This is a genomic window from Nonomuraea turcica, from assembly GCF_030718205.1.
Taxonomy (GTDB): Bacteria; Actinomycetota; Actinomycetes; order Streptosporangiales; family Streptosporangiaceae; genus Nonomuraea.
This window is the reverse complement of the sequence record NZ_JAUZQF010000015.1, coordinates 117,424-133,412: the sequence shown is the minus strand read 5'-3', so window position 1 is coordinate 133,412 and position 15,989 is coordinate 117,424. Positions and strand designations below refer to the sequence as shown.

The 15,989-nt window shown below is 72.1% G+C and carries 9 protein-coding genes; 5 read left to right on the top strand and 4 right to left on the bottom strand.

Annotation, left to right across the window (positions count from 1 at the left end):
- The first annotated feature begins 111 nt into the window (after positions 1 to 111).
- Positions 112 to 1,620, top strand: a complete 1,509-nt coding sequence (locus Q9G87_RS34655) for a glycoside hydrolase family 43 protein (protein WP_305920773.1) — start codon at positions 112 to 114, stop codon at positions 1,618 to 1,620.
- Here the strand turns inward: Q9G87_RS34655 and Q9G87_RS34650 are convergent, their stop codons facing one another.
- Together Q9G87_RS34650 and Q9G87_RS34645 are read right to left on the bottom strand one after the other, a co-directional pair.
- Positions 1,621 to 6,069: a caspase, EACC1-associated type gene (locus tag Q9G87_RS34650; protein WP_305920772.1), complete on the bottom strand. Its 4,449-nt coding sequence runs from the start codon at positions 6,067 to 6,069 to the stop codon at positions 1,621 to 1,623. It lies immediately after the preceding gene.
- Between the two features lie 154 nt (positions 6,070 to 6,223).
- On the bottom strand, positions 6,224 to 7,471 hold the full coding sequence (locus tag Q9G87_RS34645; RefSeq protein ID WP_305920771.1) for a C39 family peptidase: 1,248 nt from the start codon (positions 7,469 to 7,471) through the stop codon (positions 6,224 to 6,226).
- Between the two features lie 178 nt (positions 7,472 to 7,649).
- On the opposite strand from Q9G87_RS34645, the gene Q9G87_RS34640 reads away from it, so the two are divergent.
- Positions 7,650 to 8,330, top strand: coding sequence for an adenylate kinase family protein (locus Q9G87_RS34640; protein WP_305920770.1), 681 nt, complete (start codon positions 7,650 to 7,652; stop codon positions 8,328 to 8,330).
- Positions 8,331 to 8,342: 12 nt separating this feature from the next.
- On the opposite strand, the gene Q9G87_RS34635 is transcribed toward Q9G87_RS34640, so the two are convergent.
- Positions 8,343 to 9,071, bottom strand: a complete 729-nt coding sequence (locus Q9G87_RS34635) for a class I SAM-dependent methyltransferase (protein ID WP_305920769.1) — start codon at positions 9,069 to 9,071, stop codon at positions 8,343 to 8,345.
- 176 nt (positions 9,072 to 9,247) lie between these two features.
- Between Q9G87_RS34635 and Q9G87_RS34630 the strand changes: the two genes are divergently transcribed.
- Positions 9,248 to 10,366: a hypothetical protein gene (locus Q9G87_RS34630; RefSeq protein ID WP_305920768.1), complete on the top strand. Its 1,119-nt coding sequence runs from the start codon at positions 9,248 to 9,250 to the stop codon at positions 10,364 to 10,366.
- Here Q9G87_RS34630 and Q9G87_RS34625 read toward each other — a convergent pair whose 3' ends face one another.
- Positions 10,367 to 10,825: an Lrp/AsnC family transcriptional regulator gene (locus tag Q9G87_RS34625; protein WP_305920767.1), complete on the bottom strand. Its 459-nt coding sequence runs from the start codon at positions 10,823 to 10,825 to the stop codon at positions 10,367 to 10,369.
- A gap of 159 nt (positions 10,826 to 10,984) precedes the next feature.
- Here Q9G87_RS34625 and Q9G87_RS34620 point away from each other — a divergent pair, with 159 nt between their 5' ends.
- Together Q9G87_RS34620 and Q9G87_RS34615 are read left to right on the top strand one after the other, a co-directional pair.
- Complete coding sequence (locus Q9G87_RS34620) at positions 10,985 to 14,377, top strand: indolepyruvate ferredoxin oxidoreductase family protein (RefSeq protein ID WP_305920766.1); 3,393 nt, start codon at positions 10,985 to 10,987, stop codon at positions 14,375 to 14,377.
- On the top strand, positions 14,374 to 15,510 hold the full coding sequence (locus Q9G87_RS34615; RefSeq protein ID WP_305920765.1) for an acyl-CoA dehydrogenase family protein: 1,137 nt from the start codon (positions 14,374 to 14,376) through the stop codon (positions 15,508 to 15,510). Before Q9G87_RS34620 ends, Q9G87_RS34615 begins: the two co-directional genes overlap by 4 nt.
- Positions 15,511 to 15,989 lie beyond the last annotated feature (479 nt).

Below are 15,989 nucleotides of genomic sequence, written 5' to 3'. Positions count from 1 at the left end.
AAGCCAGGAGCCAGATGATTCAAAGGTAACGTGTCTGTAACGCGTTCTTGTGGTCCGTAACTCATCGCCGTAGCGTTCGCGGCGACCGGTTTCTATCCAATGGAGGCAGCCATGACACGGACGGCCATCCGCAACCCCGTCCTGCCCGGCTTCCACCCGGACCCGTCCATCCTGCGGGTCGGCGCCGACTACTACCTGGCCACGTCAACGTTCGAGTGGTACCCGGGCGTACGCGTCCACCACTCCCGCGACCTCGTCAACTGGCGGCCCCTGGGCGGCATCCTCACCGACCACCGGCTGCTCGACCTGGCGGGTGTGCCGGACTCCGGCGGCATCTGGGCGCCCGACCTCACGTACGCGAACGGCCTGTTCCACCTGGTCTACGGCGTCATGGACAACTACGCCCACGGCTACAAGGACATCGCGAACTACCTGATCACCGCCCCCTCCATCGAGGGCCCGTGGTCGGACCCGGTCAGGCTGCCCGGACGCGGGTTCGACTCCGCGCTCTTCCACGATGACGACGGCACCACCTACCTGCTCAACATGGTCTTCGACTCGCGCCCGGGACACGGCTTCGCCGGCATCGAGCTCCAGGAGCTCAACGGCGGCGCGGGAGCAGGCAAGCCGCGGATCATTCTCGAGAACCGGAACGTCACCGAGGGACCGCACATCTACAAGATCGACGGCTGGTACTACCTGATGGTGGCCGAGGGTGGCACGGGCTACGAGCACGGCGCGAGCGTGCTGAGGTCCCGCACGCTGGACGGGCCGTACGAGCCGGACCCGGCAGGACCGATGTTCACCTCCCGCCACGATCCCACCCTGGAACTGCAGAAGGCCGGGCACGGCTGCCTCGTGCGGACCCAGGACGGCGAGTGGTACGTCGCGCACCTCGCCGCCCGCCCCCACACGCAGCGGGGCCGCTGCGTGCTGGGCAGGGAATCCGCGATCCAGCGGGTCGAGTGGGTGGACGGCTGGCCGCGCGTGGCCGGAGCGGTGCCTGCCGTCGAGGTGCCCGCGCCCGCCCTGCCGCCGCATCCGTGGCAGGCCGTGGACCTCGAGCCGGCCGAGCACCACTGGAGCACCCTGCGCCGCCCCGCCTCGCCCGACTGGGTGAGCTTCGACGGCGACCGGGTGACGATCACGGGCGGGCAGTCCCCGTACGGGCTGCGTGCCCCCAGCCTCCTCGCCCGCCGGGTCACCAGCACGACATGCACGTTCCAGGCGAGCCTGACGTTCGAGCCCGACAGCGTGCACCAGTCCGCCGGCATCACCGCCTACTACAACTCCCGCAACTGGTACCACCTCGCGCTCACCACCGACGGCCTGATCCTGACCGGCAGCGATCGGGGCACGCGGACCGTGCACTTCACCGGGGAGCCCGCGACCCGGCTCGGCGTCGAGTTCGACGGCCCGGTGCTGCGCTTCTCCGCCGACGGCCGGCCCATCCCCGTGGAGCTGGACGCCACGACCCTGTCCGACGAGAACGCCGACGAGATCATCGACGGCCAGATCCGGTCCTTCGGGTTCACCGGCGCGTTCGTCGGTCTGTGGGTGCAGGACCTGGCGGGCGAAGCGTGCCGAGCCACCTTCTCCGACGTGACCTACCAGGCCTGATCAGTTCTGGGCCTGGCAGGGGAGGGTGTAGGGCCGGCCGGGGAGGTGTTGCGTCCACTCCTCCCGGGTGATCGACATGCCCGACGACTGGCAGACGCTCTCGCTCGCCTGCTCCACGCTCAGCCCCCACAGCTGAGTGGCCAGGTCGGACGTGCCGGCCAGGACGGTGCCGTCCGGGCCGAACTCCACGTCGTCGACCGCGCTCGCGCCCCCGAGCACCGCCCACAGTGCCGGCCGGGCGCGGTCGGCGACGTTCCACACCCGGATCGTGCGGTCACGGGAGGCCGAGGCGAGCATGCGGCCGTCCGCGCTGAAGGCCACCGCGGACACGTCCGCGACGTGCCCCGGGAGGGTGGCCACCCGCTTGGGCTGCTCGGGGCGGGTGACGTCCCACAACCGCGTCGTCCCGTCCGACGCCGCCGCGGCCAGGGTCTTGCCGTCCCGGCTGAACTGCAGGTCGAGCACGCCACCCGGGGCGGCGGCGAAGTCGGCCAGCCGGCGCGGCTGGGCCGGCTTGGACAGGTCCCACAGCCGCACGGCGGCGGTGCCCGAGCCGGTCGCGAGGACGCTTCCGCTGGGCCGGAACGCGGCCACGTCGAGCCGGTCGTCGGCGGCGCCCGGCGTCGCCACCCGCTTGGGGGTGGCGGGCGTGGACACGTCCCACACGATCGTCCGGCCGTCCCGCCCGGTCGTCACCACGACCTTGCCGTCCGGACTGTACGCCGCCGACCGCAACCCGGCCGTATGCCCCTGGAGCGTCGCCACGAACTTCGGGTTGGCGGGCCGCTCGACCTGCCACAGCCGGGCCGTGCGATCGAGGGACGCCGACACCACATAGCGGCCGTCCGGGCTGAAGGCCACCGCCACGACGGCGTCGGTGTGCCCGCGTAGCGTGGACACGGGAGTGGCCGACGCCGGGTCGGAGACGTCCCACAGCTTGACGGTCTTGTCGTCGGAGACGCTGGCCAGCGTGCGGCCGCCCTTGGCGATCGCCACCCCGTTGACCGGCGCGGTGTGCCGGGCCAGCCGGGCGCGGGCGGCGACCCGGGCGGGGTCGGCGACGTTCCACACGCGGGCGGCGCCGTCGGCGGACGAGGTGGCGAGGTTTTGGCCATTCGGGCTGAACGCCACCCCCGTCACAGTGCCGGCGAAGCCGGTCAGAGTGGCCGCCGGCTGCGGGTCGGTCGGAGTCGAGACGTCCCATAGGCGGGCGGTGCCGTCGGCGGAGGAGCTGGCCAGGACGTTTCCGTCGGCGCTGAAGGCCACGTCGCCGGCCGCCTGCGTGTGCCCGGTCGCGGTGCCGGCGAGCTTGGCCGTCGTGATGTTCCACAGGTGCAGCGTGCCGGTGCTGGAGGCGGTGGCGAGGTGCTGGCCGTTCGGGCTGAACGCCACGCTCCTGACGCCGCCGCCGTCCGGCGCCGTCAGTGCGGCCAGGCTGCTCGGCTTGGCGGGGGTGAGCACGTCCAGGAGCGTGACGCCGGTGGACGAGGTGACCGCGATCATGCGTCCGTCGGGGCTGAAGGCCACCTCGGTGGGGTCGGTGGTCTGCTTGAGCACGGAGACCGCTTGCGGCTTGGCGGGGTCGGCGATGTTCCACAGCCGTACGGACTTGTCGGCGCCCGCGGTGGCCAGCAGGTCGCCCTTCGGGTTGAGCGCCACCGAGACCACCGGCTCGCCGTGGCCCGTGATCGTGGCCAGGGCGCGCGGGCGGGCGGTGTCGGAGACCTCCCACAGGCGGGCGGTCTCGTCCGCCGAGCCGGTCGCGAGGATCTTGCCGTTCGCGCTGAACGCCGCCGCCGTCAGGCCCCTCGTGTGGCCCTTCACGATGCCCGCGCTCTTGGGACGGAGGGGGTCGGCGACGTTCCACAGCCGGGCGGTGTAGTCGCCGGAGACGGTGGCGAGCACGCGCCCGTCGGGACGGTACGCCACCCGCTCGACGGGGGCGGTGTGGCCGATCATACGGGCCGGGAGCGGGCGGGACAGCGTGCCGAGCAGCGCCCCGCGGGCTTCGGGGGTGGCCGAGACGCGGTAGGCGCTCAGAGCCAGCTGGGCGGCGAGCGAGGTGTCGGGCAGGCTGTTGGCGGTGGCGGCGAGCTGACGGGAGAGTGCCTGGTCGCGCTGGCCGGTCGCCTGCTTGGCCTGGGTCGAGGCCTGGCTGGACTGGAGCAGGGCCAGCACGCTGCCGGTCGCGGCCAGGAGGAGGAGCACGGAGAGCGCGGCGATGACGGCCCGGCCGATCAGCGCCCGGCGGCTGTGCCGCCGCACCGACGCCTGGAGGAACGCCTGTTCATGGGGCGTCAGCGGCCCACCCGGCGCCGCCGGGCCGCCCGCCGCCGGACCCGGCGTCGTGGCGGCCAGGGCCTGGGCGGCCGGCAGGCGGTTGTCGGTGTAGAGGTAGGCCGGGTCCTGGCCTTCCCGGTGCCACGTCGCCGCGTCCTCCGACAGGCGGCGGCGTACGAGCAGGGTGGCGCGTTCGGCGTCGATCCAGCCGCCAAGCCGGGGCCAGGCGCGGATGAGCGCCTCATGGGCGAGCTCCGCCTCGCCCCCGGCCACCGTGACCAGCCGCGCCCTGGCGATCTCGGCCAGCACCTGCCCGCCGACCGAAGGCGCGTCGGGAGCCAGCTCGGCCAGCGGGACCCGCCGCGTCGTGCCGCCGACCTGGTCGTCCACGCGTACGAGCCGGACCAGCAGGTCGCGGGCCACCGGCTCGAACTCCGCGCCGAGCCCCCGCAGCGTGTCCTCCGCGCTCATGGCCGCCGCCCCGGTGACGCCGCCGGCCGATCGGTAGCCCGCCATGGTCAGCACGCCGCCGGAGCGCCGCTGCCACGTGGCCAGCAGGGCGTGGGAGAGCAGCGGCAGTGGCCCGCCCGACCGCTCCAGCGCCGCCTCGTTGGCCCGCAGGTCCTCCAGGATCAGGTCGGCGAGGCCGGCCTCCACGCTGAGGCCGGACCGGACGGCCGGCTGCTCGATCACCGCGCGCAACTCGGCCGCGGTCATGGGCGTGACCACCTCCGGCCGCCGCATCGACTCCACCAGCCCGGAGTACGCCGCGCAGCGCCCGAAGAACTCGGCGCGTACCGCGATCACCACGGCCGCCGCACGGGACAGCTCGGCGAGCGCCTCGACGAACCGCGCCCTCGCCGCCCCGTCGGGACAGGCCGTGAACACCTCCTCGAACTGGTCCACCACCAGCAGTAACCGCCCAGGTAGGCCGCGCCGCGCCCCGCTCGGGTCGGACTCGATGATCGCACGCAGCCGCGCGGGGTCGCCGCCGCCGAGCTCGGCCAGCTCGCGGGCCAGCGCGCCCAGCGGATCGGCGCCGGGCGCCAGCATGACGCAGGACACGTCGTCGTCCTGCCGCAGGGCGGGAATGAGCCCGGCCCGCAGCACCGACGACTTCCCGCCGCCCGACGGGCCGGTGAGGATGAGTGGTCCGCCGGCCGCGAACGCCTGCGAGCCGATGACGACGGGCTTGCCGTCCGCCCTGAGCGCCTGGCGCACCCGCGTGGTCAGCGACCTGGTCAGCTCCTCGCGCCCGAAGTACAGCTCGGCGTGCTCAGGGCCGTAGGCGGCCAGTCCGCGATAGGGGCTGGACAGGTCGCCGGGCGAGCCCATCGGCGGGCCCGAGCGGTTGGGCTGCCCCGCATGGGCGGGGTTGGCGGCCAGCGGCGCCCGGTCGCCCACGTCCGTGGCCTGCCGCCGCGGCCGGGGGAATCCGGCGGCGGGCAGGGTGTGGGTCAGCCGGTGGTAGACGTGGTCCAGCGTGAACGCCGGCGGCCCGTCCGCCTCGCCCTCGTTGAGCAGCCTGAGCAGCGCCCCGCTGAGCGCGGTGTGCCGGACGCCGGGCAGCGCCCAGGCGTTGTCGTCCCTGCTGGCGGAGGCCAACACGTAAGCGCTGCGCCCCATGCCCTCGAAGATGCGGTCCGCGGCTTTCGCCGGCGCGGGCCGCCCACCGCCGGTGAAGCAGCAGTCCAGCACCACGACGACCAGCTCGGCCGGCGACGACGACAGGATGGTGCGCACCATGCCGTAGGGGAGCGCCTGGTAGCCGGGCATCCCCTGGCCGAGGTCCACGGTGGCGCGGGTGGCCAGGTGCAGCTCGCCGTCCGGGGTGAAGACGCCGTGACCCACGTAGTAGAACACCAGGACCGACGTGGCCTCCCGCGCTGCCCGCTCCAGCGCCTCGCCCAGGTTGGCCGGGGTCGCCGGGTCCAGCAGCACGGTGAGGTTGGCCGGGGCCAGGCCCGTCCGCTCGACCAGAGCCTGGGACACGTCGTTGACGGTCGCCGGGACGGCGGGGGCCTGCGGCAGCCGGGACTCCGGGCGATGCGCACCCGTGCCCGCCACCAGGACGCGGACGCCATCGGACGACAACAGCAGCGGTGGACCGTTCCACCTGGGCCGAACCAGCCGGGTCGTCTCCAGTGACGCAGACTCGTCCTCGGTCATCCAGCGCTCCACAGCGTGGTCGGCCCACAGTTATCGGGAGTTGTTAGGGTACGGAACTCCCCGTCCCCCGTCGAGTCGGGCAAACCGCCGATGACGGGCACGCATGGGTCACCCGGCCGGCGCTCCGGTCTCGCGAGCGCCGGCCGCGAGAGGCTCACCAGTTGGCCGGCAGTCCCGGGGTCGTGGCAGGCAGGGCGTGGCCCGGCGGATGGATGACGTACGCGATGCCGCCGCTGCTGGAGCTGCGCAGCCAGACGTTCTCGAAGTCGGCCCGCGGATAGACGTGCCGCACGGCGTCGTTGTCCGGGGACGCGGGATCGTTGGCGATCACGTCGCCCGTCGCGGTGAAGCCGATGATCGCCATGAGGTGCCCATTGGTGCCGTACCCGGCGCCCGGCAGCTCGCCTTTCTTGAAGGACTGCGAGGTGATGACCGGGATGCCTGCCTTGATCAGCAGCTCCAGCTCGGTCAGCGACCGCAGCCGGGTGACGAACCCGTCCAAGCCGTACCGGCCCGCGTAGGCGGTGTTGAACGGCCAGTTGCCCGCCCCCTGGTAGGCGTGGTCGTAGGTGTAGCGGGCTGCGTAGTCGACCTCCGGGTTCGGGTCGGACGGATCGACCCAGGCCGTGTCCTGCGCGCTCGGCCACTTGCCCCAGTAGCCCAGCACCATCGTGGTCGAGGTCGGGCTGCACCACGCCTCGCCGCCGCCGTCCCATTCGGGATAGTGGCCCTCGTGGACGTTCTGGGAGCGGCGCGGCACGTTCAGCTCCGTCCCCCAGGCGCCGCCGCCCGGGCTGACCGGCATGGTCTTGCGCTCGGGCACGTTGGAGGCCATGGCGCCGGACGTACGCACCCGCGGCGTCACCGACGAGCCCGGCGTCCGATAGAGCGTGAGGCGCAGCTGGTAGGCGCTGATCTGCTTGCCCGCCGCCGCGACCAGCGTGTCCACGGCGACCGAGGCGTCCGCGTCGCCCTGCCCCGGCACTGACGTGCGCCGGATGTCGCCCTCGCTGTACGCCCAGCGGCCCAGCGAATACCACTTCGTCAGGCCTTCGGCGTTCCTGGCGCGGGTCTCGACCTGCAGCCAACTGCCCGGCTGCAGATCCGCGGTCCAGGAGGCGACCAGCTCGGTCGCGGGGAACCCGATGGCCCGCTCGGGCCCTGTCCAGCGCGCGTACTCCCAGGTCTTGGTGCCGAGCGCGTCGGTGTAGGAGGTGGTGCCGGCGGCCGAGCCGAACGACAGGCCGTCGCCGGTCGTCGTGCCCTCCGGCGTGCCTGCCGAGAAGTCGGCCCGCTGGAAGACCACGTCCGCCGGCGTGGCGGGCGCAGGTTTCGCGCTCGCGGGCGGGGAGGTGGTCGTGAACACGATGAGGAACGAGAGGAACGCGGTCAGCGCACGCATGTACCCACCTTCTCGCAGGGCGCTCGATGGGCCTGAGAGTAAGCACCGAAGCCATGCCAGGCATCGGCAAATGTACGTATCGCGGTGCCGTGCCACGCCACGCGGCTTCTCAGGCGTGCAGGGCAGATGGGAAGGTGACGATGCCCGGAGAATGACCTGACCGCGAAGGCGAAGAGATATGCGCAAATATGTGATCATGGGCGTGCAGGGGAGTGGCAAGGGCACTCAGAGCAAGTTGCTCGCCGCCGACCTCGATCTGGTGCACATCAGCGTCGGCGACATCTTCCGCTGGCATGTCAAGAACCACACCAAGCTCGGCGCCCAGGTACGCCGCGTGGTCGCGGCGGGAGAACTGGTGGGGGACGACCTGGTGGAGGACGTCGTCAAGGACCGCCTCCACCAGCACGACTGGAACTACGGATTCGTCATCGACGGTTTCCCGCGCAGCCGCCGGCAGGCGGAGTTCTTCCTGGAGAGCTACGACATCGACGGCGTGATCCACCTCGATCTGCCCGACGAGGAGGTGCGCCGGCGCGTCCTGGCCCGGCGGCTGTGCTCGCAGTGCGGCATGGACTACAACCTGATCGCGCACCGGCCTGAGGTCGAGGGGCGGTGCGACGTGTGCGGCGGGGAGTTGGTGAGCCGGGAGGACGACAGCCCGGACGCGCTGGCCAGGCGGCTGCGCGACTATCACAGCAAGATCGATCCGGTGATCGAGCTGTTCCGGGGCAAGGAATATGTGATGTCTGTCGACGCGCGGGCCGACAAGTTCACCGTCCAGCAGACCATTCGCGACCGATTCAACCTGCCGCCGTTCGACCCGTCGCGGGGCGGCGAACCTGTGGAGCTACGCGGCTGACCTGCCGCCCCTTCAAGAAGGCAACGGCCCGGCCTGCTTGACGTATCTCATGACGAGGAACACGGGAAACTTGGCGGCATCGGCGCGCTGCGCCGCCCAGTCAGGAGCGGGCTCGGGCTCGGCCATCTCCTCCAGCCAGAGGCCGTGCCGGCGGAAGGTGTTGACGTAGGTCGAGAGCGTGCGGTGGTTGGCGCCGACCTGGCGGCGCAGGGACGACAGCTCGCCGTCGGCCCGCCACCAGCCCTCGGCGTAATAGCTCGCGTCCCCGGACCACGAGCCCGAGACGCCCCGGCCGCCCGGGAAGCACGGGTGCAGGATCGAGCACGCGAAGACGCCCCCGGGCCGGAGCACGCGGGCGGCTCCTGCGATCGCGCCTTCGAGGTCGTCGATGTCGGAGAGGCCGAAGCTGCAGACCACGGCGTCGAACGGGCCGGCAACGCCGGGGATGTCGGATGCGGCCGCGTCGGCGTGGAGATAGCGGATGCCGAGCGGGGCGGCCTGTTCGGCAGCACGTGCCTTCTCGATCAGGGCTGATGAGAGGTCGACGCCCACGACGTCGGCTCCGCTGCGGGCGAGCGCACGGCTGATCCGGCCGTGGCCGCAGGCGATCTCCAGGACCCGGCGGCCGGTGATCGGCTCCAGCAGGGCGAGCAGGCGGACGGCTGCGGGGTCGTCGACGGCGTCCGTCCAGCCGGCTGTGTAGAAGTCGGCGACGTCGTCGTAGCGCGCGGCACCTGGCATGCCCTCGACACAACGCGGCCGAGCACGCCGTGCCCGGCGTTGTTCGTCCAGCGCGCAATGCGCCGGCAAAAGATTCGTCATGACCGTGCATGGTCCAGGTGCGATCGACTCTCCGTAGCGTCCGTGTGATAGCAGGATCGCTCCCGGGTGGACCAGGTACGGGGGACGAAATGGGCGTGCCCGGAATTGCGGCGATCGTCGCGCTCGCTGCGTTGGGCGGAGGTGGCTGGAGCGGCCAGTCCACGGCGGCCGTCTCCCTGCCCGGTGCCGGACCCGAGCTCCGGATCACCACAACAGTCACCCCGGACCCGATGACCACCGGTGGGGTGTCCGTCTACGCGGTGACCGTCACCAACACGGGGGGTGACGACGCCGAGGACGTGACGATCATCGACACCCTCGACCGCGGCACGTCCCCAGGCCGCCTCCCGGACGGCTGCTCCGTTGACGGCCAGGCCATCACCTGCGGCGGACCCGGCCTGTCCATCCCGCCGGGACAGAGCGTGACCTACGACATCCCCGTCACGACCGACCCTTCGCTCCCCGACGACACGGACGTCGTCGCCCGGGTTCACGTCACCGCCTCGAACGCGACGGGCGACACCACGCGGCTGATCAGCCGGACCCGGACGATGGCCGACGTGGAGATCGCCACGACCGGCCCGTCCAGCGTGAAGGCCGGCGCCGGCATCACCTACAGAGTGAAGGTCGGCAACAACGGCCCCTCTCCGGCGGTGGGCGTCACCGTGGAGGACCCCATCGACGGCGACCTGACCACGCCCACGGGTCGCCCGTCCGAATGCCCCGCGGGGAACTGCCGGCTCGGCACGCTGGCTCCTCGCGAGAGCAGGACGCTCGTCTTCACCGCCGCCGCCCCTGACGTCACCGGCGTGATCGACAACTGCGCCGCCGTCTCCACCGCGAGCCACGAGCAGAACACCGGGAACAACCGCTCCTGCACGTCGATCGCCGTCGAGGCGGTCCACAGCCCCAGCCCGTCGCCTGCCCGCACGCTCACCCGCGCCCCACCGGAAAGGCGGGCCCCTGCGGTGGCCGACCGCGCCGAGCCCAGGCCCGGCGGCGACGGTCCGCGTAAGGAGCCGCGCGCCACGGTCACCGGCTCGCGTCCGGGCGCGGACCCGTACGAGCCCAGCCCCGCCCCCGCCGGACAGCCGGCGGCACGCGACCACGAGCACCTGCCGATGACCGGCGTGTCGCTGTGGCTGATCGGTCTCGGCGTGCCGGTGCTGCTCGCGATCGGCCTGCTCGTCCGCTGCCTCTCGAGCCGGGAGTGATCAGGAAGGGCTCCTGGACAACGCCTCCCGGGTCCACGACCCGAGCACCAGCAACGTCTTCGTCCCTGTCACGTCCCCGGCCCGGCGCAGCCGGTCGATGACCTGCTGCAGATGGCCGAGGTCGCGCACCCGTACGTGGATCAGCGCGTCCGGATCCCCCGCGATCGTGAACACCGCCTGCACCTCCGGCACCTCCGTGGCGGTGCGGACGATCTCGCTGACCGGCGTCGTGCCGGGATAGCGCAGCTCGGTGAACGCCTCGATGCCCCACCCGAGCTTTGCGTAGTCGATCTGCACGGTGAACCCCTTGATCACACCGAGCTCGCGCAGCCGGTCCACCCGCCGCTTGACCGCGGCCACCGACAGCCCGACCAGGTCGGCCATCTCCGAGAACGTCCTGCGCCCGTCCTCCCGCAGCAGCCTCAGCACGTGGTGATCGATCTCGTCCACGTCAGCCATGCCAGAACCCCTTCCTCAGGCGCAAAGAACATCAGCCAGACAGCCGGAAGCTTCATATTGTTTGCGTATTTGGGGCACCTTCTCATCTAATACTTGCGGATGTCCTGCCCACGTTGCTGTGCTGGGAATCACCACGTACGAAGCCAGGAGGAGGTACGCGTGAGCGCGAGCGCGACTCCCGCCCCCGTGTCGCTCGACGACAAGTACACAGCACCCGACGGCAGGGTGCTCATCTCCGGCATTCAGGCCCTGATCCGCCTGACGCTGGAGCAGCGCCGCCTGGACCGCGAGCGCGGGCTGGACACACGGGTTTTCGTCACCGGTTACCAGGGGTCGCCGCTGGGAGGTGTGGACCTGGAGATGGGGCGGGCGGCCCGGCACCTGGACGAGGCGGGCGTGGTGTTCCAGCCGGGGCTGAACGAGGAGCTCGCGGCCACGTCGGTGGCCGGCACCCAGATGCTCGCCCAGGTGCCGGGCCGCCGCCACGAGGGCGTGACCGGCTTCTGGTACGGCAAGAACCCCGGCCTCGACCGGGCCGCCGACGCCATCAGGCACGCCAACGCGGCCGGCACCGCACCGCTCGGCGGCGCCGTGGCCTGGATCGGCGACGACCCGGGTTGCAAGTCCTCCACGCTGCCCAGCTCGTGCGAGCCCATGTGCCAGAGCCTGTCCATGCCACTGCTGGCGCCCGGCTCGGTCGCCGAGATCATCGAGTTCGGGCTGCACGCGGTGGCGATGTCCCGCGCCACCGGCCTGTGGACGGGACTGAAGATCGTCGCGGACATCGCCGACGCCTCCGCCACCGTGGACCTGGGCCCGCTGCGGGCCGCAATCCCCGTCCCTGCCCGTACCGCGGGCAAGGCGACGCCGATCCTGCTCGGCCCGGCCGCGCTCGATGCCGAGCACGACATACTCACCCGCCGGCTCGACCTGGCCCGCGAGTACGCCCGCACCCACGGGCTCAACCGGGTGATGGCCGGAGCGGGGAACACCGCGCTCGGCATCCTGGCCTCGGGCACCACCTACGCGGTGGTCCTGCGGGCGCTGGCCGACCTCGGCCTGGACGCGGCGGCCATGGACGACCTGGGGGTGCGGCTGATCAGGCTGGCCATGCCGTTCCCCGTGGACGACGAGGACCTGGCCGCCATGACGGCCGGCCTCGACCGGGTGCTGGTGGTCGAGGACAAGGTCCCGTTCCTGGAGGGGCAGGTCAAGCAGGCGCTGTACGGCGGCGAGCGGGTGCCGGCCGTCGTCGGCAGGGAGTTGCTGACCGCGCGCGGCACGCTCGGCGCCGAGGACGTGGCCAAGGCCATCGCCGCGTGCGTGGGTGCCGACCGGCTCCCGCGGCCGGCGGTCACGGTGACCAAGCGCAGGTCGCTGCCGCTCGTGGCGGCGCGTACCCCCTATTTCTGCTCGGGCTGCCCGCACAACGCCTCCACCCGCACCGCCGACGGCACGCTGGTCGGCGTCGGCATCGGCTGCCACGCGATGATCGCGCTGGACGGGCACGGGCGCGGCACCCAGGTCGGCATCACCCAGATGGGCGGCGAGGGCGCCCAGTGGATCGGGCTGGCGCCGTTCACCGAGGACCGGCATTTCGTGCAGAACCTCGGCGACGGCACCTTCCACCACTCCGGCTCCCTGGCCATCAGGGCGGCCGTCGCCGCCGGGGTGTCGATGACGTACAAGCTGCTCTACAACGACGCCGTCGCCATGACGGGCGGCCAGCGGGCCGAGGGCCGGCTCGACGTGCCCTCGCTCACGCGGGAGCTGGCGGTCGAGGGCGTACGCCGCATCGTGATCACGACGCCGGAGCCGGAGACGTACCGGGGCGTGCGGCTGGCGCCGATCGCCTCCGTACGGCACCGCGACGACCTCGCCGCGGCCGAGCAGGAGCTGGCCGCGCTCGACGGCGTCACCGTGCTCATCCACGACGACCGGTGCGCGGCCGAGGAACGCCGGCTGCGCAAGCGCGGCAAACTACCCACCCCCGTCGAGAAGGTCGTGGTGAACGAGCGGGTCTGCGAGGGGTGCGGCGACTGCGGCGACGTCTCAACGTGCCTGTCCGTGCAGCCGGTCGAGACCGAGTACGGCCGCAAGACCCGCATCCACCAGGCCTCGTGCAACGCCGACCTGAGCTGCCTCAAGGGCGACTGCCCGTCGTTCCTGCTGGTCGAGCCGGGCGCCCCGAAGGCCCGTCAGGCGCCTCCGCCGTTGCCTGTCGATCCGCCGGAGCCGGTTGTCGAGCGTGACGACGTGCTGATCAGGATGCCCGGCATCGGCGGCACCGGCGTCGTGACCGTCTCGCAGATCCTGCAGATGGCCGCCCACCTCGACGGGCTGCACGCGGCCGGGCTCGAGCAGACTGGCCTGGCGCAGAAGGGCGGGCCCGTGGTCAGCGACGTGCGGATCTCGCCGCACCCGCTCGCGGGGTCGGTACGCGCCTCGCACGGGCGCGCGGACGTGGTGATCGGGTTCGACCTGCTGGGCGCGGCCTCCGACGCCAACCTGGCCGTGGCCTCGCCCGAGCACACCGCCGCCGTGCTGAATACCGCCGTCGTGCCCACCGCCGCCATGGTGACCGGCCGGATGCCCGTGCCGGGGCACGCCTCCGCGGTCGCCCGCGTGGAGTCCGCCACCAGGAGCGTCGTGTGCCTGGACGCCCATGAGCTGGCCGAGGCGCTGTTCGGCGATCACATGCCGGCCAACCTGCTGCTCGTCGGCGCCGCGTACCAGCACGGCCTGCTGCCGGTGTCCGCCGCGGCCATCGAGCAGGCCATCACCCTGAACAGGGCCGCCGTCGAGCAGAACCTCGCCGCCTTCCGCTGGGGCCGCGCGGCGGTGGCCGACCCCGAGGCCGTGCGCCAAGCCGTCCTGCCGGCCGCCGACGAGCCGGCCGAGAAGCTGGACGAGGTCGTGGCCCTCCGCGTCGCCGACCTGACCGGCTACCAGAACGCCGCCTACGCCGCCACGTACGCCGAGGATGTGCGCCGCGTGAGCGACCTCGCGGTCGAGCGGGCCGGCGAGGAGACCGGCACCGAGATCGCCCTCGCGTACGCCCGCGGCCTGCACAAGCTCATGGCCTACAAGGACGAGTACGAGGTGGCCCGCCTCCACCTCGACCCCGCCGAGCAGGCCAGGAGGGAACGCGAGTTCGGCGCGGACGCGGTCGTCACGGTGCTGCTGCACCCGCCGGTGCTGCGCGCGATGGGCATGAAGCGCAAGATCAAGCTGCGCCGCTCCGCGCCCGTGCTGTTCCGCGGACTGCGGGCCGCCCGGATGCTGCGCGGGACGGCGTTCGATGTGTTCGGCCGGGCGCGCGTGCGGCGGGTCGAGCGGGAGCTGGTCGGCGAGTATCGCGAGCTCGTGCGTGCCGCCCTGGCCCGGCTCACCCCCGCGACCGCCGGCACCGTCACCGAGATCGCGGGCCTGCCCGAGCTGATCCGGGGGTACGAGGACATCAAGCTCGCCCGCGTGGCCGAGTTCCGCGAGCGCGCCAAGACCGTGCTCGCGCGGCTGGAGGAGCCCGTTTCGAGCGTGGAGGGATCGTGACCGTCGACCGCCTGCTGCCCGGCCAGGACGCCAAGGACCTCATCGACCTGACCCGCGAGATCGCCGACAAGGAGCTCGCGCGGCGGGTCGACGAGCACGAGCGCGCCGAGACGTACCCGGAAGGGCTGTTCGCGACGCTGGGCAAGGCAGGGCTGCTGGGGCTGCCCTATCCCGAGGAGTACGGGGGCGGCGGGCAGCCGTACGAGGTGTATCTGCAGGTCATCGAGGAGCTGGCGATGCGGTGGGCGGCCGTCGCGGTCGCCACGAGCGTGCACACGCTCGCCTGTTTCCCCGTTTTCGCCTACGGGTCGGAGGAGCAGCGGGCGCGGTGGCTGCCCGACATGCTGGCCGGGCGCCTGATCGGCGGCTACAGCCTGTCCGAGCCGCAGGCCGGCTCCGACGCCGGCGCCCTGACCTGCAGGGCCGAGCGGGTCCCTGACGGTTACCGGATCAGCGGCAACAAGGCGTGGATCACGCACGGCGGCATCGCCGACTTCTACGCCCTCTTCGCCCGTACCGGGGAGGGGACGCGAGGCATCTCCTGCTTCCTCGCGCCAGGGGCGGCCGACGGGCTGACCTTCGGGCGGCCCGAGGAGAAGATGGGTCTGCACGCCGTGCCCACGACCAGCGCCCATTGGGACGGCGCCGTCCTGGAGTCCGACCGCCTGATCGGCGCGGAGGGCCAGGGTCTCCAGATCGCCTTCAGCGCGCTGGACTCCGGCCGGCTCGGCATCGCCGCCTGCGCGACGGGCCTCGCCCAGGCCGCGCTCGACGAGGCGGTGGCGTACGCCAAGCAGCGGGAGACGTTCGGCAAGCGGATCATCGACCATCAGGGGCTCGGGTTCCTGCTGGCGGACATGGCCGCCGGGGTGGACAGCGCGCGGGCGACGTACCTGGACGCCGCCCGCCGCCGCGACGCCGGCCTGCCGTACAGCCGCCAGGCCAGCGTGGCGAAGCTGGTGGCGACGGACGCGGCGATGAAGGTGACGACGGACGCGGTGCAGGTGTTCGGGGGGTACGGGTACACGCGGGAGTTCCGGGTCGAGCGGTACATGCGCGAGGCCAAGATCATGCAGATCTTCGAGGGCACGAACCAGATCCAGAGATTGGTGATCAGCCGGCACCTCGCCTAGTGACCTCTGACATGCGAAAACCCCGCCTGCCTGTCTTGGAAGGCGGGGTTCGCTGTTCCGCGAGTCGGCGCTAAACGATCACTGTTCCGTCCCTGTTCCGTGAGAGACCTCGCGCGGACGGAACAGTCGGTCGTCGATCGCCTTGCGGGCGCGGTCATGGGAGTCGGGCATCATGTGGGCGTAGACGCGGAGCGTGAACCGGGCACCGATCGGGTTTCGTAGCGCCTTTCCTATGCGCCCTCTCCTTGGGCGAATATCGCAGTCTCACGGCATCGATGGCGGCCAGGATGCACGGCGTCGAAGCGAGGTCCATACCACCTGTGGATCAGCGCTCTGTGACATCAAGGTGGGCGCCCTCCTGGCTGGTGGCCATGTCGATGTAAGTAAGCGCCTCAACCTCCGTGCCTGTTCGTGTGTTCAAGGGATAAGGCTCGCCGGCCAGCACCGTCGACGAGGTGTCTGTCCTTACGGATCAGAAG